This window comes from Phycicoccus sp. M110.8 (genome assembly GCF_032464895.1).
GTDB lineage: Bacteria > Actinomycetota > Actinomycetes > Actinomycetales > Dermatophilaceae > Pedococcus.
Genome location: NZ_JAWDIC010000004.1, coordinates 102,823 through 122,806, shown reverse-complemented (window position 1 = coordinate 122,806; position 19,984 = coordinate 102,823). Strand labels below are relative to the sequence as shown.

Genomic DNA, 19,984 nt, shown 5'->3' with positions numbered 1-19,984 from the left:
ACGACCGCCACGCACCACCGGCGGGACCCCGCCACGCAGCACCGGCGGCACCCCCGCCACGCAGCACCACCTGAACACTCGAGCATGACGTCCACCACCCGCCCTCCCCCGAGGGCGCGGCGCAGCCGGGGCAAGGAGCAGGCATGAGCGCAGTCGCGGAGTCGACGAGGAAGTCGACCCCCACGAGGAACAAGGCGCCCAAGGAGAAGGGGCTCCACGCGGGCCAGGGTCGTCAGGGGCTGCTGCTCGTGGCACCGACCCTCATCTTCTTGGCCGTCATCATCATCTACCCGCTGCTGCGGGCAGTGCAGCTGTCCTTCCAGAAGGACGCCGGCCTCGATCCCGCCACCGGCCTGTTCGTCGAGGGCGGCAGTGCCGGCATCTCCAACTACACCCACTGGCTGCTGCAGCAGTGCGGCAACGTCGACTGCCCGCCCGGCACGCTCGGAGCGCAGTTCTACAACGCCTTCTGGGTGACGCTCTTCTTCACCGTGACCAGCGTGGTCATCGAGGTCATCCTCGGCATGTGGTTCGCGATGATCATGAACCGCGAGTTCCGCGGTCGCGGCCTGGTCCGCGCCGCGATCCTGGTCCCCTGGGCCATCCCCACCGCGGTCACCGCGAAGCTCTGGTTCTTCATCTTCGCCTACCAGGGCATCGCCAACAAGCTGCTCGGCTTCGTCGGGATCTCCCCCCAGCTGTGGACCAGCGACCCGGTGGCCGCCAAGCTCGCGATCGTCATCGCCGACGTCTGGAAGACCACGCCGTTCATGGCGCTGCTCATCCTCGCCGGCCTGCAGCTCATCCCCGGGGACGTCTACGAGGCCGCCCAGATCGACGGCGCCACCAAGTGGCAGACGTTCGTCCGGATCACGCTGCCCCTGGTCAAGACGCCGCTCATGGTCGCGGTCCTCTTCCGCACCCTCGACGTCCTGCGCATCTACGACCTGCCGGCCATCCTCACGCAGGGCGCGGGAGGCACCACGTCGTTGTCGATGCTCGTCATCAGGCAGATCCGCTCCGGGTTCCACAGCGCGTCGGCCCTGTCGACGATCGTCTTCCTCCTGGTCGCGTTCGTCGCGTTCCTCTTCATCAAGTTCGGTGGCGCCGACGTGATCCAGCGGCCGCCGCAGTCGAAGAAGACGAAGAAGAAGGAAGAGCCGCAGACCGGCAACCCCGTCGCCGCCAACGCCACCTCCACGGGAGCCTGACATGACCGCCACCACCGCGACCACCGCACCTCCGAACGCCGGCCGCACCGAGGCCCAGGAGATCCACTTCCGCAGCGACCGCAACGCCAAGATCCGGATGTACATCGGCCTGGCCGTGCTCGTGATCTGGGGCCTGGCCCCGTTCTACTGGATGGTCGTCACCGCGTTCCGCGACGTCGGCTACACCTTCGACAGCAGCCCGTGGCCGACCCACGTGACGCTGGACAACTTCAAGACCGCCTTCTCGACCGACCGTGGCAACCACTTCGGGGCCGCGCTCGTGCACTCGATCATCATCGGCGTCGTCACCACCGCGGTGGCCATGCTCGTCGGCGTCTTCGCGTCGTACGCCCTGGCCCGGCTCAACTTCCCCGGGAAGTACGTCGTCCTCGGGATCATCCTGGGGTCCTCGATGTTCCCCGGCGTCGCGCTGGTGTCGCCGCTGTTCCAGCTGTTCTCCAGCCTCGGCTGGCTGAGCGGCGTGAACTACCAGGCGCTGATCATCCCGAACATCTCCTTCGCGCTACCCCTCACGATCTACACGCTCACGGCGTTCCTGTCGGAGATGCCGTGGGAGCTCGAGGAGTCCGCTCGCATCGACGGCTGCACCCCGGGCCAGGCCTTCCGCAAGATCATGCTGCCCCTGGCCGCCCCCGGCCTGTTCACGACGGCGATCCTGGCGTTCATCGCCAGCTGGAACGAGTACCTGCTGGCCCAGCAGTTCTCCACCCCGTCGACGCAGACGGTCACCGTCGCCATCGCCCAGTTCACCGGCGCGCAGCCGCACCAGGAGCCGTACACCGCGGTCATGGCGGCCGGCACCATCGTCACGGTGCCGCTCATCATCATGGTGCTGGTCTTCCAGCGGGCCATCGTCTCCGGCCTGACGGCGGGAGGTGTCAAGGGCTAGGCGCAGGCCTCGCCCGGACGCCATGGGACTGTTCAACCCGGGCAGCGGTACCGGCGACGCACGCGCCAAGGCGCAGCGCCTCGACACCCTGCTCGGAATCCTGGGTTTCTTCACGTTCATGGCGGCGGTGCAGACCGTCGTGCTCGAGGTCCGCGGGGAGGCGGCGGGTGGTTCCGCCGCCCTCCTCGCGGTGCTCCTGCTGGCCTGCTGGCTCGTCTGGCGAGCCCGGCGGAACACGGGAGCCTGAACCACAGCGGGGAGGGGTGGATGAGCACCATCGGGGACGTGGCCCGCGCCGCCGGCGTGTCGGTGGCCACGGTCTCGCGCGCCCTGCGTGGCCTGGACCGGGTCAGCCCGGACACGCGGGACCGCGTGCTGAAGGCGGCGGCCGAGCTCAACTACATGGCCTCCCCCGCCGCGACGAGCCTGGTGTCGGGGCGCACGCGCGGCATCGCGGTCGTGACGCCGTACTTCGACCGCTGGTTCTTCGCCACCGTGGTCAGCGGCATCGAGAAGGAGCTGCGGGACAAGGGGTACCACGTCCTGCTCTGCGACCTCGAGGGCCACACGTTCGACACCCGGCTGCCCATCACCCAGAGCATGTTCTGGAAGCGGGCCGACGGCATCATCCTGCTCAACGTCCCACCCGACGCCTCCGAGCGGGCGCTGATCGACCGGCTGGGGCTCCCCGTCGTCACCGTGGGGAACCGCCAGCCGGGGTGGCCATCGGTGCGGATCGACGACCGGGCCGCGATGGCCCTCGCGACGCGGCACGTCATCGACCTGGGCCACCGCGACATCGCGTATGCCGGGACCGTGCCGGGCTCGATCACGCACCTCCAGACGCCCTACGACCGCCGGGAGTCGTTCACGGCGGTCATGCGCGAGCACGGGCTGGCGTGCCCACCCGACTGGGTGCTGGAGTGCGACTGGACGGCCGTCGGCGCGATGGAGCACGCGGACCGCCTCTTCACGAGCGGCCACCTGCCCACGGCCGTCGTGGCGGCCTCGGACGAGATGGCCTTCGGCGTGATGGCCTCCGCCCGCCGGCACGGCCTCGACGTGCCCGGTGACGTGTCGGTCATCGGCATCGACGACCACGTGTACTCGGACATCATGGGGCTCACGACGGTCCGCCAGGACGTGCTGGCGCAGGGGCGCCGGGCCGGCCGCATCATGCTCGACGCGCTCCACGGGCACGTCGACCCCGACCTCGACGAGGTCCTCGGCATCACCCTGGTCGACCGGGGCTCCACCGCGCCGGTGGGCGCCCGTGTGTCGACGGGCCTGACGACTGCGGGAACGGCGACCTGACCCCGCCCGCGCCCTAGTTGACCCCGCCCTCGGAGTCGGCGAGCGCCTCAGGGTCGCGCACGTACGTCTTCTTCGCCCGCAGGGAGCGGTTCGCCACCCAGGTGAGCAGCCACAGCACGACGCCCAGGGCGAGCAACCAGCCCGCGATCTCGTACTGGACCGTCTTGCGGCCGGTCCAGGGCCCGACGAAGAAGGCGCAGCACAGCGCCCCGAGGACCGGCAGCACCGTGGGAGCCACGAAGTGCCGGCGGTCGACGGTGTCCTTGCGCAGGACGAGGACGCAGACGTTGACGATGGTGAAGACACCGAGCAGCAGCAGTGCAGTCGTGCCGCCGAGCGCTGCCACCACGTCGCTGTCGGACCGGGTCGTGACCAGCACGATGAGCCCGAAGGCGATGACGGTGGTGAACAGGATGGACAGGTAGGGCGTGCGCCGGCCAGCGTGGACCCGTCCCAGGAAGGGCGGCAGGACCTCCTGGCGCGCCATGCCGTAGAGCAGCCGGCTCGCCATGAGCATGTTGATGAGGGCCGAGTTGGCGACGGCGAACATGGAGATGAACGGCAGCAGCGTGTCGATGGGGACCGACGGCGCCGCCGCCTCGACCACGCGGACCAGGGGCGTGTCGGTCCGGCCGAGCTCCTCGACCGGGACGATCGCCACGGCGAACAGGGCGACGAGCACGTAGATCAGCCCGGTGATGCTGATGCCGGTGATCATCATCCTGGGGAAGTTCCGCACCGGGTCGTGGGTCTCCTCGGCCATGTTGACCGAGTCCTCGAAACCGACCATCGCGAAGAAGGCGAGCGAGGTCGCCGCCGTGACGGCGAGGAAGGCGCTCTTGTCACTGGGGCTGTCGAAGACCACCGTGCGGCTGAAGTCCGTGCGCCCGTCCATCAGCGCCCAGAACCCCACGAGGATCACGAGCAGGAGGCCGGACAGCTCGACGAGGGTCAGGACGATGTTCGCCTTGACGCTCTCGCCCACTCCGCGGAAGTTAACGACGGCCACCAGCGCCATGAACGCCAGCGCCACCCCCATGACGAGCCCACCGTTGTCGGGGTCGAGCCCGAAGCCCTGGGCGAGGTTGGACGCGAACGCCTGCGAGGCGGTCGACGCGCTCGTGATGCCGGAGCACATCACGGTGAAGCACACGATGAACGTGAGGAAGTGGATGCCGAACGCCTTGTGGGTGTAGAGCGCCGCGCCCGCCGCTCGCGGGTACTTGGTGACCAGCTCGAGGTAGGAGAAGGCCGTCACCATCGCGATCGCGAAGGCCACGAGGAACGGGACCCACGCCGCGCCGCCGACCTCCGCGGCGACCTGGCCCGTCAGCGCGTAGACCCCCGTGCCGAGGATGTCGCCGACGATGAACAGCAGGAGCAGGCCCGGACCCATCACCCGCCTGAGGTCGGTCTGCTCCTCCCCCGTCGCGCGCTGGTGCGTGTCCTGGGCAGTGCTCATGGCACACCCTCCTGGGGTCGCGGCGGCCGCCCTTCACGACCCCTGCTGCCCCTTACCGTGACGCACCCGCACCCCGCCCGCAACGGCGGACGGTCGCGTCCGCGTGGACGCGCCCCGGCGTCAGGCGTCGATGCGCTCGCGGCCGAGGTCGGCGGCGGACTCCACGATGAAGTCCTTGCGGGGTGCCACGTCGTTGCCCATGAGCAGCTCGAACACGCTCTCGGCTGCCTCGGCGTCCTCGAGCCGCACCCGGCGCAGGGTGCGGTGCCGGGGGTCCATGGTGGTCTCCGCGAGCTGGTCGGCGTCCATCTCGCCGAGGCCCTTGTACCGCTGCAGCGGCTGCTTGATGGTCCGGCCCCGCTTGTTGAGGTTGGCGACCGTCGCGCGCATCTCGCCCTCGGAGTAGGTGTAGATGAGCTCGTTCTTCTTGGACCCGGGGTTGACGACCTCGATGCGGTGCAGCGGTGGCACCGCGGCATACACCCGGCCGGCCTCCACGAGCGGGCGCATGTAGCGGAAGAAGAGGGTGAGCAGCAGGGTGCGGATGTGGGCGCCGTCGACGTCGGCGTCGGTCATGATGATGACCTTGCCGTAGCGGGCCGCGTCGAGGTCGAAGCTGCGGCCCGAGCCGGCCCCGATGACCTGGATGATCGCCGCGCACTCGGCGTTCTTGAGCATGTCCGAGACGGACGCCTTCTGGACGTTGAGGATCTTGCCGCGGATCGGCAGCAGCGCCTGGTAGTCGCTGGAGCGGGCCAGCTTGGCGGTGCCGAGGGCGCTGTCGCCCTCGACGATGAACAGCTCGGACTTCTCGACGTCGGTCGAGCGGCAGTCGGCCAGCTTCGCCGGCAGGCTGCTGGTCTCGAGGGCGTTCTTGCGGCGCTGTGTCTCCTTGTGCAGCCGCGCGCTGATGCGCGACTTCATCTCCGAGACGACCTTCTCCAGCAGCAGGGCGGCCTGCGCCTTGTCGCCGCGCTTGGTGGAGGTCAGGCGGGCCGTGAGCTCCTGCTCGACGACCTTGGCGACGATGGCGCGCACCGCGTTGGTGCCCAGCACCTCCTTCGTCTGGCCCTCGAACTGCGGCTCGGCGAGGCGCACCGTGACGACCGCGGTGAGCCCGGCCAGGACGTCGTCCTTCTCCGGCTTGTCGTTGCCCACCTTGAGCCGGCGGCTGTTGACCTCGAGCTGCTTGCGGAAGACCTTGAGCAGCGCCTGCTCGAAGCCGGCCAGGTGGGTGCCGCCCTTGGGCGTGGCGATGATGTTGACGAAGGACGAGACCTTCGAGTCGTAGCCGGTGCCCCACCGCACGGCGATGTCGACGGCGCACTCGCGCTCGACCTCCGTCGGGCTCATGTGCCCCTTGGCGTCGAGGACGGGCACGGTCTCGGTGAAGGTGCCGGTGCCCTGCAGCCGCCACACCTCGGTGACCGCGGCGTCGGGCGCGAGGAACTCGGCGAACTCCGAGATGCCCCCGTCGTGCAGGAACACCTCCTCGTGCGGGCCGCCCTCCCCCGGCGTGCCGGGCAGGCGGCGCTCGTCGCGGATGACGATCGCCAGGCCGGGCACGAGGAAGGAGGTCTGCCGGGCCCGGGCGACGAGCTGGTCGTAGTCGAAGGCGGCGTCCTTGAGGAAGATCTGCCGGTCGGCCCAGTAGCGGATCCTGGTGCCGGTGACACCCCGCCTGGTCTTGCCGACCACCGCGAGCTCGGAGGACCGCTCGTAGGGCGTGAACTCGTGGTCCGGGCTCTTGTCGTCGCTCGCGACGTCCGGGAAGTAGCCGGGCTCGCCGCGCCGGAAGCTCATGGCGTAGGTCTTGCCGCCGCGGTCGACCTCCACGTCGAGCCGGGAGGACAGCGCGTTGACGACCGAGGCCCCGACGCCGTGCAGGCCGCCGGACGCGGTGTACGAGCCGCCGCCGAACTTGCCGCCGGCGTGCAGCTTGGTGAAGACGACCTCGACCCCCGTGAGGCCGGTGCGGGGCTCGATGTCGACGGGGATGCCGCGGGCGTTGTCGCGCACCTCGACCGACCCGTCGCGGTGCAGGACGACCTCGATCCGCTGGCCGTGGCCGGCGAGGGCCTCGTCGACGGCGTTGTCGATGATCTCCCAGAGGCAGTGCATGAGGCCGCGGCCGTCGGTCGAGCCGATGTACATGCCCGGCCGCTTGCGGACGGCCTCGAGGCCCTCGAGGACCTGCAGGTGGTGGGCGCTGTAGTCGCTGCTCGACTTCGTCGTCGCGGTCTTCTTGGCAGTGGTCTCGGTGGTGGCGGTGGCCACGGTCTGGGGTGCTCCTGTGCTGGGTCCGGCCCCGGTGGTGGGTGGCCCGTCGAGCGGGCCCCGGGTGGGGACCACGCTATCCCGGCGCGCCGACGAGCCGGCGCAGGCACGCGGCATACGGCATCGGGCGTAGCCCCCTCGGGCCACTCGCGCCCCACCCGGACCGGTTCCTCCCATCCACCGGACGCCCGAGCACCGAATCACCTGATGTGACATGCATGACGTGCATCACCACCCAATGCGGGCCGGGAAGAACTGCGCATGCTTGACTGTTGCTACCGGCGCCGGAACGGGCAGGTCTCCACGGAGACGAACCCCCGACCGGAGTAGGACGTCTCATCGGAGACACGACTTATGGAGGAAGGCTGACGTGACCACTGCACTGGCACCCACCCTGAGCGCGGCCGACCGCTGCGACCGCTGCGGAGCCCAGGCCTACGTGCGCGCTCGCCTTCACGCCGGCGGTGAGCTGCTCTTCTGCGCCCACCACGGACGCGAGCACCTGCCCAAGCTGCGCGAGCACGCCGACATCGTCGACGAGACGGACCGCCTGAACGAGACCCCCGCGATCGCGGCGGACGACGAGCGGTAACCGCCTCTAGGCTTCCGGGATGGAAGCCTCCACCTGGGTCCCCGCCCTCCTGATCCTGATCGGGATGGTGGGGATCGTCATTCCCGTGCTGCCCGGGCTGTTCCTGTGCCTGGCCGCGGTGTTCCTCTGGGCGCTCGACGCCCGGTCCGCGCTGGGCTGGACGGTCTTCGGGGTGTGCGCGGTGCTGTGGGGCGCGGGCGTGGGGCTGCAGTACGCCGTGCCCGGCCGGCGGATGAAGGCCGCCGGCGTGCGCAGCTCGACCCTCGTGCTGGCGGTGCTCGTGGCGGTCGTGGGGTTCTTCGTTATCCCGGTCGTGGGGGCTTTCGTCGGCTTCGTGCTCGGGATCTACCTCGTCGAGCTCAGCCACTCGCGGGACCGGGCGCTGGCCTGGGTGTCGACCAAGGCGGCGCTGCGCGCGGTGTTCCTGTCGATGGGGATCGAGCTGATGGCGGCGGTGGCGATCGCCGTCACGTGGGTGGCAGGGGTGCTGGTCGCTCAGTAGTCGTCGTGGCGACGGTCCCAGCGCTGCTCCATCCGCTCCATGAACGAGCCGCCCCGGGCGGATCGGGTGCGCTGGGCCGGGTTGGCGCGGCGGATGGTGCCGTCGGACTGCACGCTGCCGAGCCGGGCGCGACGACGCTGCGGGGTGAGGGCGAACGCGGCCGAGGCGACCATGACCGCGAAGCCGACGGCGCCCAGGACCCAGAGCTGGGTGTTGACCCCGACGAGCACGACCGCGAGGCCGACGACGACACCGACGATGCCGACCGCGATCCGGCGCCGCTGGGCGGCGCGGGCCCCGGCGCCCTGCATCTGCGAGGCGAACTTGGGGTCCTCGGCATACAGCGCTTGCTCCATCTGCTCGAGAAGCTGCTGCTCGTGCTCTGACAGGGGCACCGTGACCTCCTACGTTCGGTGTTCACCACCGCCAACGCACAGCCCCACCGGATCGTTCACCGAGAGCGAATCGGTGCCGGTCAGGGCTGGTGTGCTGACGTCTTCAGGATAGGTCCCCGCGCGGGGATGCACTACCTGATCGGTGACCTCCGTCACGGATGAGGCTGGCGGGACGGACGCTGCCGGCGCCGAACCGCGCGCTGGCCCGGTCGACCGCCCGGTCGGCCTCGCGCCAGCCGGCGTCGGGCTCGTCGAGCAGGCCCTGGATGGGGGCGCCCTCGGTGTCGACGAGGCCCTCCATCCGCACCCCAACGAGGCGGATCCGGGCGCGCTGCAGCCCGAGCCCGTCGAAGAGGGACCGGGCGGTGGCGTAGATGTCGCGGCTGACGTCGGTGGGGTCGCGCAGGGTGCGGCTGCGGGTGATCGTCGTGAAGTCGGCGAAGCGGACCTTGATGCTCACCGTCCGGCCCATCATCCCGGCGGAGCGGACGCGCGCCGCGGTGCGGTCGCTCAGCTTGAGCAGCTCGCGGTGGATGTATGCCGGGTCGTCGACGTCGTGCTCGAACGTCTCGTCCGAGCCGATGGACTTCTCGCGCCGGACCGGCTCGACGTGGCGGGGGTCGCGGCCCCAGGAGAGGTCGTGCAGGTGCGGGCCGAGGCTGTCGCCGAGCGCCCGGCGCAGGGTCTCCAGCGGGGTGTGGGCGATGTCGGCGACGGTGTGCAGGCCGAGCCGGACCAGTGCCTCCTCGGTCTTGTCGCCCACCCCCCACAGGGCGCCGACCGGCAGCTGCTGGACGAACCCGACGACCTCGTCGCGTGGCACGACGACCATGCCGTCGGGCTTGGCGAGGCCGGAGGCCAGCTTGGCGACGAACTTGGTCGGGGCCACCCCCACCGAGCAGGTGATGCCCTGCTCGTCGTGGACGGTGTCGCGGATGAGCTGACCGATCCGGGCGGGGTTGCCCAGCCGTCGGACCGACCCGGAGACGTCGAGGAAGGCCTCGTCGAGCGACAGCGGCTCGACGACCGGGGTGATGGTGTCGAAGGTCGCCATGACCGCCGCCGAGATCCGGGCGTAGAGCGCGTGGTCGGGGGCGATGACGGTGGCCTGCGGGCACAGGCGCCGGGCGCGCGACATGGGCATGGCCGAGGCCACCCCGAACCGGCGTGCCTCGTAGGTCGCCGAGAGCACCACGCCGCGGTTGCCGCCGCCGATGATGACGGGGGTGCCGACGAGCTCGGGCCGGCTCAGCAGCGAGGCCGAGGCGTAGAACGCGTCCATGTCGACGTGCAGGACGGTGCAGCCGGTGTCGTCGGGGGGACCGGCGTCCCCGCGCTGCGGCAGGGCGTACTGCCGCCGGCTCACGATGCCGTCCCGGCGGTGCCCCGTCGCCCGGCGGGGCCAGGGACCGCGAGGTCGGGAGTCATTGCGTCGGCGGTCAGGGGGTCGGGGGTCCGGCGGCCGGCTGGCGTGCGGTCGGGGGACGAAGGGTGGGTCGTGTGCGCCGGCGGGTGCGCTGGCATGGGCGCTCCCCTAGCGGTGGGCGAGGACGTGCACGGCCGAGCCGAGCTGTCCGAGGAAGGCGAACTGCGGTGAGTCGGCGACGGCCTGCTCGAGGCGCAGCAGCGCCACCCGGTCGGCGTCGGTGTCGACCAGGGCCGAGGGCACGAGGTCGCTGAACGTGCGCACCCCGTGGACGGCGTCGACGACGAGCCCGGTCTGCTCGACCATGGCCCGCAGCGCGTCGGCGTCGAAGCGGCGGGGCAGGGGGTCCTGGCTCCCCCAGCGCCCGTCGGCGCTGGTGAGGGCCTGCTCGGCCTGGGCGAACTGGCCGGCGAGCGCGCGCGCCAGCACCACGGCGAGCCGCTGGGCGGCGACGAGGCTGAGCGAGCCGCCGGGCGCGAGGACGTCCGCGAGCGCGGACAGGGTCGCCTGCGGGTCGTCGACGACCTCGAGGGTGCCGTGGCAGCAGACGAGGTCGACCGGGTCGGCGCCCACGACGCCGGCGAGGCTGTCGGCGTCGCCCTGGACGGCGTGCACCCGCGCCGCCACCCCGCGCTCGCCGCTGCGGCGCGAGAGGGACGCGAGGGCGTCGGGGCTGGGGTCCACCACCGTGACGTCGTGGCCGAGCTCGGCGATCGGGACGGCGAGGCCGCCGGTGCCGCCGCCGAGGTCGAGCACCCGCAGCGGCCGGCCGAGCTCGGCGGCGCGGCGCTCGACGATGTCGTGGACCGCGGCCCAGACCGCCGAGGTGCGCAGCGAGGTCTCGACGCCGCCACGACGGGTGCGCCACTGCTCGTCGACCACGCGGTCCTCCTCCTCAGACATCGGGACTGGGCAGCGTCGCGGGCTGGTTGCGCCACGGGTCTGCCTCGACGACCAGCCTAGTCGGCGGGGGTGACGGCGGTCGGCCCGTCCGAGCCCGCGGCACTCCCCGACGGACTCCCGAGCCCCGGCATCGTCCGTCCGGTCCGTGTCGTCCGGAACCTCCCACCTCGGGCGCCACCGCGCGGCTAGCGTGCACGCGCTCCCCCGCCCGAACGCTCCCCGCGCAGACAGCTCCCCCGCCGTCCGATCCCCCGAGGACCCGCCACACCGTGCCACCGCTCCGCCCCCACCCCACCGCCTCCGGGTCTCCGGCGGGCGCACCCGTCCCGACCGTCCCGACCAGCCCGACTCGGCCGCGACGACGGACCGCCCGGACTGCCCTCCGCGCCCGGGGCGGCATCGCCGTGGCGGCGGCAGTCGTCGCGCTGGTCGCGGGCTGCGGACCGGCGACGACCCCGACGGCCACCTCGGGCTCGGTGCGGCCGACCGCCGCAACGACGACGACCGGCACCGACGGCTCGGCGGGGGGCGCCGCGACCGCCACCTCGGTGGCGCCGGCTGCGGCTGCGGCGCCGTCGACCCGCGCCGTCGGGAGCACGGCGTCCCAGGCGCGCCCCGGGACGGCCCTGGCCCTGCTCGGCACCCTGGTCGTCAAGGGCCGCGGACCGATGACGGGGTACACGCGGGCCCAGTTCGGGCAGGCGTGGACCGACACCGACCGCAACGGGTGCGACCAGCGCAACGACGTGCTGCGGCGCGACCTGCGCGGGATCCGGCTCAAGGCCGGCACGCACGGCTGCGTCGTCCTGTCCGGGACGCTGCTCGACCCGTACACCGGGCGCACGATCGCGTTCACCCGCGGACCCGGCACGTCGGCGGCGGTGCAGATCGACCACGTCGTGCCCCTCGCCGACGCGTGGGTCAAGGGAGCGGCGCGCTGGGACGTCGGCACCCGGACCACCTTCGCCAACGACCCGCTCAACCTGCTCGCCGTGAGCGGTCCGGTCAACGCCGCCAAGGGCGCCGGGGACGCCGCGACGTGGCTGCCGCCGGCCAAGGGGTTCCGGTGCGCGTACGCCGCGCGCCAGGTCGCCGTCAAGGCGAGGTATGCCGTCGCCGTCACCTCCGCCGAGCGCGCCGCCTTGGCGCGCATCCTCGGGACCTGCCCCACGACGCCGGTGCCCACCGCCGGGCCCGTCGCCCTCGGCGGCTGGCCGGTCGCGACGAGCTCGTCGACCTCGACACCGCGACCGACGACCGCGACCGGCACGTCGTCGCCGAAACCGTCGACCACGTCCACCTCGTCCGTGGTCCAGGGCGTCCACCCTGGCGCCTTCTGCTCCCCCGAGAGTTCCCTCGGCCGCACGAGCGCGGGAACGCTGATGCGGTGCAGCACCACGGCGACGGACCCCCGCGCCCGGTGGCGGCGGGCCTGACCTCCCCGGTCGTCGTGCGCCGGCGTCAGTGGCCGGAGCTGCCGGGACTGGAGTGCCACAGCTTGCGCGGCGGGTCGAGCCGGTCGGCCCCCGGGCCGCCGGGCACCGCGGTGCCGCGCGCGAGCCGGTGCGAGCCCCGGACGTCCTCCCCCGGCGGCTTGGTGTCGGCGTAGGGAGACTGCCGGAACCCCGAGGCGTGGACGAGCACCCGTCGCCCGCCCCGCAGCGCCGCCTGGTGGGCGGCCTCCTCCGCCTGCGCCTGCTCGGCGGCCGCGCGCTCGGACTCCTCCATCGCGGCATACACGGCCTCCACCCCGCCGCGCTGCCACGCCTCCCACAACGGCGACAGCTCCCACGCGCCCGTCGCCCGCAGGGAGATGCCTCGCGGGCCGGTGCGTCGCACCACCCCGCGCACGAGCAGCATCCACGAGTGGAACACCGTTGCGGCGTAAGGACCCTGGACGTCCTCGAAGAACGTCGCGTCGACCGGCCCGGTCGAGTCGTCGAGGGTGAGGAAGACGACACGCCGGCCCGAGCGGATCGGCGGCGTCTGGGTGGCGACCTTGACCCCGCAGGCCCAGACCGTCGACCGGCTGCGGGCCGAGAGCAGGTCTCGGCTGCGGGTGACCCCGAGGGCGTCGAGCATCGGCGCGTAGAACTCGACGACGTGCGCGCTCGCGTCGAGGCCGAGGATGTCGAGCTCGGCCCGGACCCGCTCGGGGCCGCTCAGCTCGGGCAGCCCGGTGCCGGTGGTCAGCTCGGGGCGGTCGCCGAGGTCGAGGGCGAGCTGGGTGGGCTGGAGGTCGGCTGCGGTCACCGGTGCGGCCGCCTGTGACTGGGCCGCGGCACGGCCCCGCACCTGGTCGCCGGCGAGCACGTCGGGCAGGGTCGAGGCCTCACCGCGCGACCGGCCCCGGGGCGCGACCCGGCGGCTCGAGCGGCCGACGGCGCGGGTCCAGCGGTCGAGCTCGGCGAGGTGGAGCAGCAGGTCGCGCCGGGTGGTGCGGCCACGCCGCCCCAGGCCCGCCGTCGTCGGGCCGGACGTCAGGCCCGGCACCCCGCCGGAGACCGCGCCGATGCCGTAGAGCCGGTCGAACGCCCCGGCGAGGACGAGCCGTTCGGCGACCGGCCGGGACACCCGGGCGCGGTGCCAGAAGTCGGACAGCCCGGCATACGGCTGGCCGGCGACGATGCGCGCCACCTCGGCGTCGCTGATCCCGCGGACGTCGGCGAGCGAGAGGCGGATGCCGTAGTCGCTGGCATCGGGCAGGTCACCGGTGAGCACGTCGGCCGCGGTCCTGTCCCCGGGGTCGCCGGGGAGCCCCGGACGTCCGCCGAGGGGGTCGAGCGGCTCGACCCGCTCGACCCGGTAGGTGCCGGTGGAGGCGTTGACGTCCAGGCCCAGCACGGTGATGCCGAGCGAGCGGGCGTCGTCGAGGATGAGCCGCTTGGGGTACATGCCCGGGTCATGGGTGAGCACCCCGGCGAGGAAGGCCGCCGGGTGGTGGGTCTTGAGCCAGGCCGAGTGGTAGGTCGGCAGGGCGAACGCGGCGGCGTGGGCCTTGCAGAAACCGAACGACGCGAACGCCTTGAGCACCTCCCAGATGCGGTCGGTGTCCTCACGGGTGTACCCGCGCGCCAGGGCCGCGGGACGCCACCACGCCTCGATCTCGACCTGGCCGCCGGGGGTGCCGAGCGCGCGCCGGACCTCGTCGGCCTGCGCCAGCGAGACGCCGGTCGTCTCGGCGACGATCATGAGCACCTGCTCGTGGAACACCACGACGCCCTCGGTCTCCTCCAGCGCCGCGATGAGCGTGGGGTGCAGGTAGGAGGCGGCCTTCCAGCCGTGCCGGGCCTCGAGGAACGGCGTGATCATGTCGGACTTGACCGGGCCGGGGCGGAACAGCGAGATGTCGATGACGAGGTCCTCGAACCGCTGCGGCCCGAACTTGCCGATGAGCTCGCGCTGCCCCGGGCTCTCGATCTGGAAGCAGCCGAGGGTGTGGCTGGTGCGGATCAGCCGGAAGGTCGCCTCGTCGTCGAGCGGCACCTGCGCCTGGTCGTCGAGGTCGACCGTGACACCGTCGACGCGCTCCACCTCGGCCACGGCGTGCGCCATCGCCGACTGCATCCGGATGCCGAGCACGTCGAGCTTGAGCAGACCCATCGTCTCGACGTCGTCCTTGTCGTACTGGCTCATCGGGAACCCCAGCCAGCTCGCCTCGACCGGCGTGCGGTCGAGCAGGCTGCCGTCGGACAGCACGACCCCGCACGGGTGCAGCGCGATGTGGCGCGGCAGTCCGTCGAGCCGCTCGACGAGGTCGAACAGCGCACGCAGCCGGGGGCTGTCGAGCCCGCGGGAGCGCAGCTCGGGCAGCTCGGCGATGGCGTTGCGGACGTCGCGGGCGCGGATGTGCGGGAACGCCTTGGCGATTTCGTCGACCTCGACCGGGGCCATGCCGAGCGCCGCGCCGACGTCGCGGATCGCGTGCCGGACCTTGTAGGTGTCCATCATCGACACGCAGGTCACCCGGTCGCCGCCGAACCGCTCGAGGACCTTCTCGTAGACCTCGGTGCGCCGGGCCGACTCGACGTCGATGTCGATGTCGGGCAGCTCGGCGCGCAGCGGGCTGCAGAACCGCTCCATGATGAGGCCGTAGCGGATCGGGTCGACCCCGCTGATCCCGAGCAGGTAGTTGACCAGCGACCCCGCACCCGACCCGCGCGCGGCGACCCGGACCCCCATCTCCCGGATCAGGTCGACCACCTCGGCGACCGTGAGGAAGTACGAGGCGTACCCGAGCTCGGCGATGACCTTGAGCTCGTCGACGAGCCGGGTCTCGACGGCGGACAGCTCGCGCTCGCCCAGCCCGGGGTACCGCCAGGCGAGCTTGTCGCGGCAGCGCTGCTCGAGCCGCACCTGCGGGCTCTCCCCCGCCTCGATGCCCAGGACCTCTGGTTCGGGCAGGTGGACCGACCCGATGCCCAGGTCGTGCCGGGCGCTCTGGGCGCAGGCCAGCCCCAGGGCGAGGGTGCGCTCGAGCAGCGCGTCGGCCCGGGTGCGGTCGCCGCCGGTGACCGCGAGCGCCACCTCGCGCATGGTGTCGGTGCTCGCGAGGTGGGCGGCGTCGGTGACCCGGTCGAGGTGCCGGGTGTCGAGGGCGACGAGCCGGCGGGCGGCGTCGAGGACGTCGACGACCGCGGACTCGGCCGGGTCGACGTGGCGGACCGCCGCGGTGAGCACCGCGGGCAGCCCCGCCTCGTCGGCGAGCCCGAGCATCCGCGCGGCGTGGACGCGCGAGGCCGGGGTGCCGGACGGGCCGCCGTGGCAGACCACCTCGACCACGAGCGCACCGGGCGGCAGCCGGTGCTGCCACCGGGCGAGCAGCGCCCGGGCCCGGTCGGGCCGCCCGGCGAGGACCGCCCGCCCCACGTCGGAGTCGGGGCCGAGCAGGACGACGAGCGGGCTGGGGTGGCCGTCGGGGGCCGTGCAGCGCGCGGCGACGGTGTCGAGCGAGGTCACCGGGGTCCCCCGCTCCCCGCGCAGGTGGGTGTCGGTGACGAGCCGGCACAGCGCGGCATACCCGACACCCCCGGGCAGCCCCGTCGCCCGGCCGCGGGCGAGCACGGTGACGCGCGGGTGGCGCGGGTCGACCACCGCACCGCCGCGCACCGGGGTGCGGGGCCGGGCCGACGGTGGCAGGTATGCCGGGTGCCCGCCCTCGCGAGCGGCATCGGCGAGCACCCGGTCGGCGAGCGTCCGGTCGACGGGTCGGCGTCCGCCCCCGGCCGGGTCGTCGGGACCGCCCCGGGACGCGCCGGGCCGGTCCGGCTCGGGGCCGACTGCGAGGTCGACCCCGAGCACCGGGGAGATGCCGGCGGCGGTGGCCGCCCGGACGAACCGGACCGCGCCGTAGAGCCCGTCGCGGTCGGTGAGCGCGAGCACCGGCTGGCGGTGCTGGGCAGCCCGCTCGACGATCGCCTCGGGCGTGGCGGTGCCGTAGCGCATCGAGAACCCCGAGGCGACGTGGAGGTGGACGAAGTCGGTCACGGCGACCCCCCTCCCCGCACCGGCGCCCCGGATGCCGCGGACGCCGCGACGGTGGGCACGAGCACGTCGCGGTCGACGGAGGCGACCGGCAGGCCGAGGGCGCGGCACACCAGCTCGAGGAACGTCTCGGACTGGCGCAGCAGGTCGTCGGCCTCGCGGGCGGTGTGCGGGCCGGGCCGGGCCGCGACCAGCTCGAAGAAGCCGGCCCACTCGGCGAGCTCGGGCGCGACCGACGGCACCAGCTCCCAGAGGCTGCGCGGACCGGCGGGGCCACCGGGACGGGTGCGGGCGGCGACCACGGCGGCGGCAGCACGCAGGGCCGCGAGCTGGGCCTGGCGGTGGCGCTGGACGATGTCGCGGGTGTGGCAGGCCTCGAGCAGGGAGTGCCGGGAGCGGTCGAGCAGGTCGAGGGCGCTCGCCGCAGCACTCGGGACCGGGGTGGGGGTGGGAGTCATCGTCAGCCGTCCTCAGTCCGCGACCCGCAGCAGGCGCCAGCCCGGGCCGGCCGGGTCGTCGCCGAGGTCGTAGACACCCACCCCGGCGGTGCGACCCGCGCTGGCCTCCACCCGCCACACCCGGCGCTCGCGGGCGTCGGTGAGCACGTCGGCGCCCTCCCGGGCGTCGCGCCACCACGGCCGGCGCTCCTGCCAGGAGTCCAGGACGGTGCGCACGACGTAGAGCCGGCCGCGCCACACGAACGCGTCCGGGTGCGTGGCCACCGCGGTGCCACCCCCGTCGGTGCTCTCGCGGACCTCGATCGGCTCTTCGTACCGGCGCACCACGGCATGGCTCCTTCGCTCGGGGCAGGATGGGATGAGGTGGGGCCCTGGCCCCGACCGGCGGGGTCGAGGCGCCGGCCACGGGGCCAGGGCCGGCCGTGGCCCGGTGGCGACGAGCGGCTCGGGCACCAGGGCCGGGAACCGCGGGTCGCCGGTCGTCCGGACCCGGCATTCGAACATCTGTTCGATAACCAGAACGGTACACCCGGCCTCGGACAGGCCGTCAAGGCGAACCTCGGAACCCGTCCCGGTCCCACCGTGAGACGGGCGTCGGCAAGGCTGGTGGCCTCCTCCCCCCAGCCCTACTCTTCGAGCATGCCGCCCGACGCGCCCCCGCCCCCGGCGCCCAGCCCGACCGCCGGCCGCCCCTCCGGCCCGGCCCCGGACCTGAGCGGCCACCCCGGCGTGCAGCGCGTCCTGGCGGCGCTCGCGGTGCACCACGTGGTCCCCGAGGTCGTCACGCTCCCGGACGCCGTCCGCACCGCGGCCGCCGCCGCGAGCGCCCTCGGGATCACCCCGGCGGAGATCGCCAACTCGCTGGTGTTCCGGGCGACCTGCGCCTCGGGCGGGACCTCCGCCGTCCTCGTCCTGACGTCGGGCGCTCACCGGGTCGACCTGGTGAAGGTGGCCGACCTCGTCGACGACGTCGCGCACCTCGAGCGGGCCGACGCCGACTTCGTCCGCGAGAGCACGGGCTTCGCGATCGGCGGCGTCGCCCCCGTGGGCCACCTCCAGCCCGTCCCGACGTACGTCGACGTCTCGCTGAGCCGGTACCGGTACGTCTGGGCCGCAGCCGGCCACAGCCACACCGTCTTCCGCACCACCTACGAGGAGCTGCTCCGGGTCACCGCCGGGCGCGCCATCGAGGTCGCCTGACCCCACCGCCCCGCCGGCCGCACGGCATACGCGGTCCCCGAGGGGTCTTTGATGGCTTTGCACCCTCTGAGGAGCGCAAACCCTTCAAAGACCCTGCGCGCAGCGGTCAGACCTCGAGCACAGCGGTCAGGCCGGGGGCGGACCCTCGTGCACGCAGAGCACGTTGCCGTCCGGGTCGCGGAACCACGCGGCCCGCTCCGCACCGGTCGTCGCGATGTGGTCCACCGTGGTGAGGCCGGGCAGGTCGTAGTCGTCGAACACGACCCCGCGCGCCTCGAGGTCGCGCACCTCCGCGGCGACGTCGGGCACCTCCCAGCTGAGCGCGGTGCTCGGGTTCTGCGTCCCCGCCTCACGCGGCAGCAGCATGAGCACCATGCCGCCCGCGAGCCCGTACAGCAGGCTACCCTCGTCGTTCGCCCCCTGGAACGGCAGGCCGAGACGGTCGTAGAACTCCCGGGCGCGACCGGTGTCCGTGACGGGCAGCATCGTCGCGATCGAGCTCGTGGCGAGGGACATGAGCAGACCTCCTCGTGCGGCTGCGGCCCCGGCGGTCGCAGGCCACCTCCAGCATGCGCCGCGCCCGACCCGTGGCGCTCCGCCACAAGGGTGAGACGGGCTGGGCACAATGAGCCCATGACCTCACCCCGGCCGGTCGAGTGCTGGCTCACCGACATGGACGGCGTCCTCGTGCACGAGGAGAACGCCATCCCCGGAGCCGCCGAGTTCGTCCAGGCGCTCGTCGACAGCGGCCGGCGCTTCCTGGTGCTGACCAACAACTCGATCTACACCCCGCGGGACCTGCGCGCCCGGCTGCGGGCCAGCGGGATCGACGTGCCCGAGAAGGCCATCTGGACCTCCGCGCTCGCGACCGCCCAGTTCCTGGACGACCAGCGACCGCACGGGAGCGCGTTCGTCGTGGGCGAGGCCGGGCTCACCACCGCGCTGTACGAGGTCGGCTACACGATGACCGAGCGCGACCCGGACTACGTCGTGCTCGGCGAGACCCGCACCTACTCCTTCGAGGCCATCACCAAGGCGATCCGGCTGGTCGAGGGCGGCGCGCGGTTCATCGCGACGAACCCGGACGTCAGCGGTCCCAGCCAGCAGGGCACCCTGCCCGCGACCGGGTCGGTGGCGGCCCTCATCAGCGCCGCGACCGGTCGCCAGCCCTACTACATCGGCAAGCCGAACCCGCTCATGATGCGCAGCGCCCTCAACCGCATCGACGCGCACAGCGAGTCGACCGTCATGGTGGGCGACCGGATGGACACCGACGTCATCAGTGGCCTCGAGGCCGGCCTGCGGACGGTCCTGGTGCTCACCGGGTCGACCTCCCCCGACCAGGTCGACACCTTCCCCTACCAGCCGACCCGGGTGGTCGACTCGATCGCCGACCTCGTCCCGCTCGTGGGCGAGCTGCGCCCCCTCACCGGCCCCGCCGCCTAGCCCCGCCGCCTAGCGTCGCGGGCGGTCCCTCTCGGGGTCGGCCGCGAGCACGCTGTCGAGCAGCCCCGGGAACGCCTCGTCCAGCTCGGCCCGGCGCAGCGACACCAGCCGCTGCCTGCCGTGCGGCTCGTTGCGCACCACGCCGGCCTCGCGCAGCACCTTCATGAGGTGGGACTTGGTCGACTTCGGCAGGGCCGGGTCGGTCGCGCCGCACTGCGCCATCTCCAGCGGCCCGTCGGCGAGGTCGCGGACGATCCGCAGGCGCGAGGGGTCGCTGAGGGCGAACAGGACGTCGGTCAGCGCCACGTCCCGAAGGTCGGGATGGGGCAGCTCGGTGCTCCCTGGCATGGTTCGATCCTATTCGAACCATGCGCGGGGGCGACGGCGGTCGCCACGACGGGCGT

19 protein-coding genes are annotated in these 19,984 nt (G+C 73.0%); 9 read left to right on the top strand and 10 right to left on the bottom strand.

The window, feature by feature from the left end; all coding sequences use genetic code 11:
* Positions 1-143 precede the first annotated feature (143 nt).
* The 4 genes from RKE38_RS15955 to RKE38_RS15940 are packed head-to-tail and all read left to right on the top strand — an operon-like array spanning position 144 to position 3,435.
* On the top strand, positions 144-1,211 hold the full coding sequence (locus RKE38_RS15955) for a sugar ABC transporter permease (protein WP_316008459.1): 1,068 nt from the start codon (positions 144-146) through the stop codon (positions 1,209-1,211).
* Position 1,212: 1 nt separating this feature from the next.
* Positions 1,213-2,121 (top strand): carbohydrate ABC transporter permease, encoded by a 909-nt coding sequence (locus RKE38_RS15950; protein ID WP_316008458.1) that lies wholly within the window; start codon positions 1,213-1,215, stop codon positions 2,119-2,121.
* Between the two features lie 22 nt (positions 2,122-2,143).
* Positions 2,144-2,368, top strand: a complete 225-nt coding sequence (locus tag RKE38_RS15945; protein ID WP_316008457.1) for a hypothetical protein — start codon at positions 2,144-2,146, stop codon at positions 2,366-2,368.
* Between the two features lie 20 nt (positions 2,369-2,388).
* Positions 2,389-3,435, top strand: a complete 1,047-nt coding sequence (locus RKE38_RS15940) for a LacI family DNA-binding transcriptional regulator (protein WP_316008456.1) — start codon at positions 2,389-2,391, stop codon at positions 3,433-3,435.
* A gap of 13 nt (positions 3,436-3,448) precedes the next feature.
* Here the strand turns inward: RKE38_RS15940 and RKE38_RS15935 are convergent, their stop codons facing one another.
* Positions 3,449-4,897, bottom strand: a complete 1,449-nt coding sequence (locus tag RKE38_RS15935; RefSeq protein ID WP_316008455.1) for an APC family permease — start codon at positions 4,895-4,897, stop codon at positions 3,449-3,451.
* A gap of 120 nt (positions 4,898-5,017) precedes the next feature.
* Complete coding sequence (locus RKE38_RS15930; RefSeq protein ID WP_410055471.1) at positions 5,018-7,291, bottom strand: type IIA DNA topoisomerase subunit B; 2,274 nt, start codon at positions 7,289-7,291, stop codon at positions 5,018-5,020.
* 253 nt (positions 7,292-7,544) lie between these two features.
* Between RKE38_RS15930 and RKE38_RS15925 the strand changes: the two genes are divergently transcribed.
* Together RKE38_RS15925 and RKE38_RS15920 are read left to right on the top strand one after the other, a co-directional pair.
* Entirely contained in the window at positions 7,545-7,766 is a 222-nt protein-coding gene (locus RKE38_RS15925; RefSeq protein WP_316008453.1) for a hypothetical protein, read from the top strand.
* 19 nt (positions 7,767-7,785) lie between these two features.
* On the top strand, positions 7,786-8,268 hold the full coding sequence (locus RKE38_RS15920; protein ID WP_316008452.1) for a DUF456 domain-containing protein: 483 nt from the start codon (positions 7,786-7,788) through the stop codon (positions 8,266-8,268).
* Here RKE38_RS15920 and RKE38_RS15915 read toward each other — a convergent pair.
* The 3 genes from RKE38_RS15915 to RKE38_RS15905 form a co-directional block, all read right to left on the bottom strand.
* Entirely contained in the window at positions 8,262-8,663 is a 402-nt protein-coding gene (locus tag RKE38_RS15915; RefSeq protein WP_316008451.1) for a DUF3040 domain-containing protein, read from the bottom strand. The two genes, RKE38_RS15920 and RKE38_RS15915, sit on opposite strands and share 7 nt — an antisense overlap.
* A gap of 103 nt (positions 8,664-8,766) precedes the next feature.
* Complete coding sequence (gene dinB, locus RKE38_RS15910; protein ID WP_316008450.1) at positions 8,767-10,029, bottom strand: DNA polymerase IV; 1,263 nt, start codon at positions 10,027-10,029, stop codon at positions 8,767-8,769.
* A gap of 168 nt (positions 10,030-10,197) precedes the next feature.
* Entirely contained in the window at positions 10,198-10,992 is a 795-nt protein-coding gene (locus RKE38_RS15905; protein WP_316008449.1) for a methyltransferase domain-containing protein, read from the bottom strand.
* A gap of 404 nt (positions 10,993-11,396) precedes the next feature.
* Between RKE38_RS15905 and RKE38_RS15900 the strand changes: the two genes are divergently transcribed.
* Positions 11,397-12,428, top strand: a complete 1,032-nt coding sequence (locus RKE38_RS15900; protein WP_316008448.1) for an HNH endonuclease family protein — start codon at positions 11,397-11,399, stop codon at positions 12,426-12,428.
* Between the two features lie 25 nt (positions 12,429-12,453).
* On the opposite strand, the gene RKE38_RS15895 is transcribed toward RKE38_RS15900, so the two are convergent.
* Genes RKE38_RS15895 through RKE38_RS15885 form a run of 3 tightly spaced genes read right to left on the bottom strand, consistent with a single transcriptional unit; the run spans position 12,454 to position 17,258 of the window.
* Complete coding sequence (locus RKE38_RS15895) at positions 12,454-16,479, bottom strand: DNA polymerase III subunit alpha (protein ID WP_316008447.1); 4,026 nt, start codon at positions 16,477-16,479, stop codon at positions 12,454-12,456.
* Complete coding sequence (locus tag RKE38_RS15890) at positions 16,476-16,934, bottom strand: SAV_6107 family HEPN domain-containing protein (RefSeq protein WP_316008446.1); 459 nt, start codon at positions 16,932-16,934, stop codon at positions 16,476-16,478. The genes RKE38_RS15895 and RKE38_RS15890 overlap by 4 nt, the downstream gene beginning before the upstream one ends.
* Before the next feature lie 12 nt (positions 16,935-16,946).
* Positions 16,947-17,258 carry a DUF6504 family protein gene (locus RKE38_RS15885; protein ID WP_316008445.1) on the bottom strand — a complete coding sequence of 104 codons (312 nt, stop codon included), beginning with the start codon at positions 17,256-17,258 and terminating at the stop codon, positions 16,947-16,949.
* Positions 17,259-17,573: 315 nt separating this feature from the next.
* Between RKE38_RS15885 and RKE38_RS15880 the strand changes: the two genes are divergently transcribed.
* Positions 17,574-18,134, top strand: a complete 561-nt coding sequence (locus tag RKE38_RS15880; RefSeq protein WP_316008444.1) for a YbaK/EbsC family protein — start codon at positions 17,574-17,576, stop codon at positions 18,132-18,134.
* A gap of 126 nt (positions 18,135-18,260) precedes the next feature.
* On the opposite strand, the gene RKE38_RS15875 is transcribed toward RKE38_RS15880, so the two are convergent.
* On the bottom strand, positions 18,261-18,650 hold the full coding sequence (locus RKE38_RS15875; RefSeq protein ID WP_316008443.1) for a VOC family protein: 390 nt from the start codon (positions 18,648-18,650) through the stop codon (positions 18,261-18,263).
* Positions 18,651-18,767: 117 nt separating this feature from the next.
* Between RKE38_RS15875 and RKE38_RS15870 the strand changes: the two genes are divergently transcribed.
* Positions 18,768-19,580 carry an HAD-IIA family hydrolase gene (locus RKE38_RS15870; RefSeq protein WP_316008442.1) on the top strand — a complete coding sequence of 271 codons (813 nt, stop codon included), beginning with the start codon at positions 18,768-18,770 and terminating at the stop codon, positions 19,578-19,580.
* A 9-nt stretch (positions 19,581-19,589) separates the two neighbouring features.
* Here the strand turns inward: RKE38_RS15870 and RKE38_RS15865 are convergent, their stop codons facing one another.
* The gene (locus RKE38_RS15865) at positions 19,590-19,928 is read right to left on the bottom strand and encodes a helix-turn-helix domain-containing protein (protein ID WP_316008441.1); all 339 of its coding nucleotides are present in this window, start codon (positions 19,926-19,928) and stop codon (positions 19,590-19,592) included.
* Positions 19,929-19,984 lie beyond the last annotated feature (56 nt).

Excerpts from the sequence above, each read along its gene's own strand:
- RKE38_RS15955 (WP_316008459.1), top strand. The coding sequence starts at position 144 with ATGAGCGCAGTCGCGGAGTCGACGAGGAAGTCGACCCCCACGAGGAAC.
- RKE38_RS15950 (WP_316008458.1), top strand. The coding sequence starts at position 1,213 with ATGACCGCCACCACCGCGACCACCGCACCTCCGAACGCCGGCCGCACC.
- RKE38_RS15945 (WP_316008457.1), top strand. The coding sequence starts at position 2,144 with ATGGGACTGTTCAACCCGGGCAGCGGTACCGGCGACGCACGCGCCAAG.
- RKE38_RS15940 (WP_316008456.1), top strand. The coding sequence starts at position 2,389 with ATGAGCACCATCGGGGACGTGGCCCGCGCCGCCGGCGTGTCGGTGGCC.
- RKE38_RS15935 (WP_316008455.1), bottom strand. The coding sequence starts at position 4,897 with ATGAGCACTGCCCAGGACACGCACCAGCGCGCGACGGGGGAGGAGCAG.
- RKE38_RS15930 (WP_410055471.1), bottom strand. The coding sequence starts at position 7,291 with ATGCCGCGTGCCTGCGCCGGCTCGTCGGCGCGCCGGGATAGCGTGGTC.
- RKE38_RS15920 (WP_316008452.1), top strand. The coding sequence starts at position 7,786 with ATGGAAGCCTCCACCTGGGTCCCCGCCCTCCTGATCCTGATCGGGATG.
- RKE38_RS15905 (WP_316008449.1), bottom strand. The coding sequence starts at position 10,992 with ATGTCTGAGGAGGAGGACCGCGTGGTCGACGAGCAGTGGCGCACCCGT.
- RKE38_RS15890 (WP_316008446.1), bottom strand. The coding sequence starts at position 16,934 with ATGACTCCCACCCCCACCCCGGTCCCGAGTGCTGCGGCGAGCGCCCTC.
- RKE38_RS15880 (WP_316008444.1), top strand. The coding sequence starts at position 17,574 with ATGCCGCCCGACGCGCCCCCGCCCCCGGCGCCCAGCCCGACCGCCGGC.
- RKE38_RS15875 (WP_316008443.1), bottom strand. The coding sequence starts at position 18,650 with ATGTCCCTCGCCACGAGCTCGATCGCGACGATGCTGCCCGTCACGGAC.
- RKE38_RS15870 (WP_316008442.1), top strand. The coding sequence starts at position 18,768 with ATGACCTCACCCCGGCCGGTCGAGTGCTGGCTCACCGACATGGACGGC.
- RKE38_RS15865 (WP_316008441.1), bottom strand. The coding sequence starts at position 19,928 with ATGCCAGGGAGCACCGAGCTGCCCCATCCCGACCTTCGGGACGTGGCG.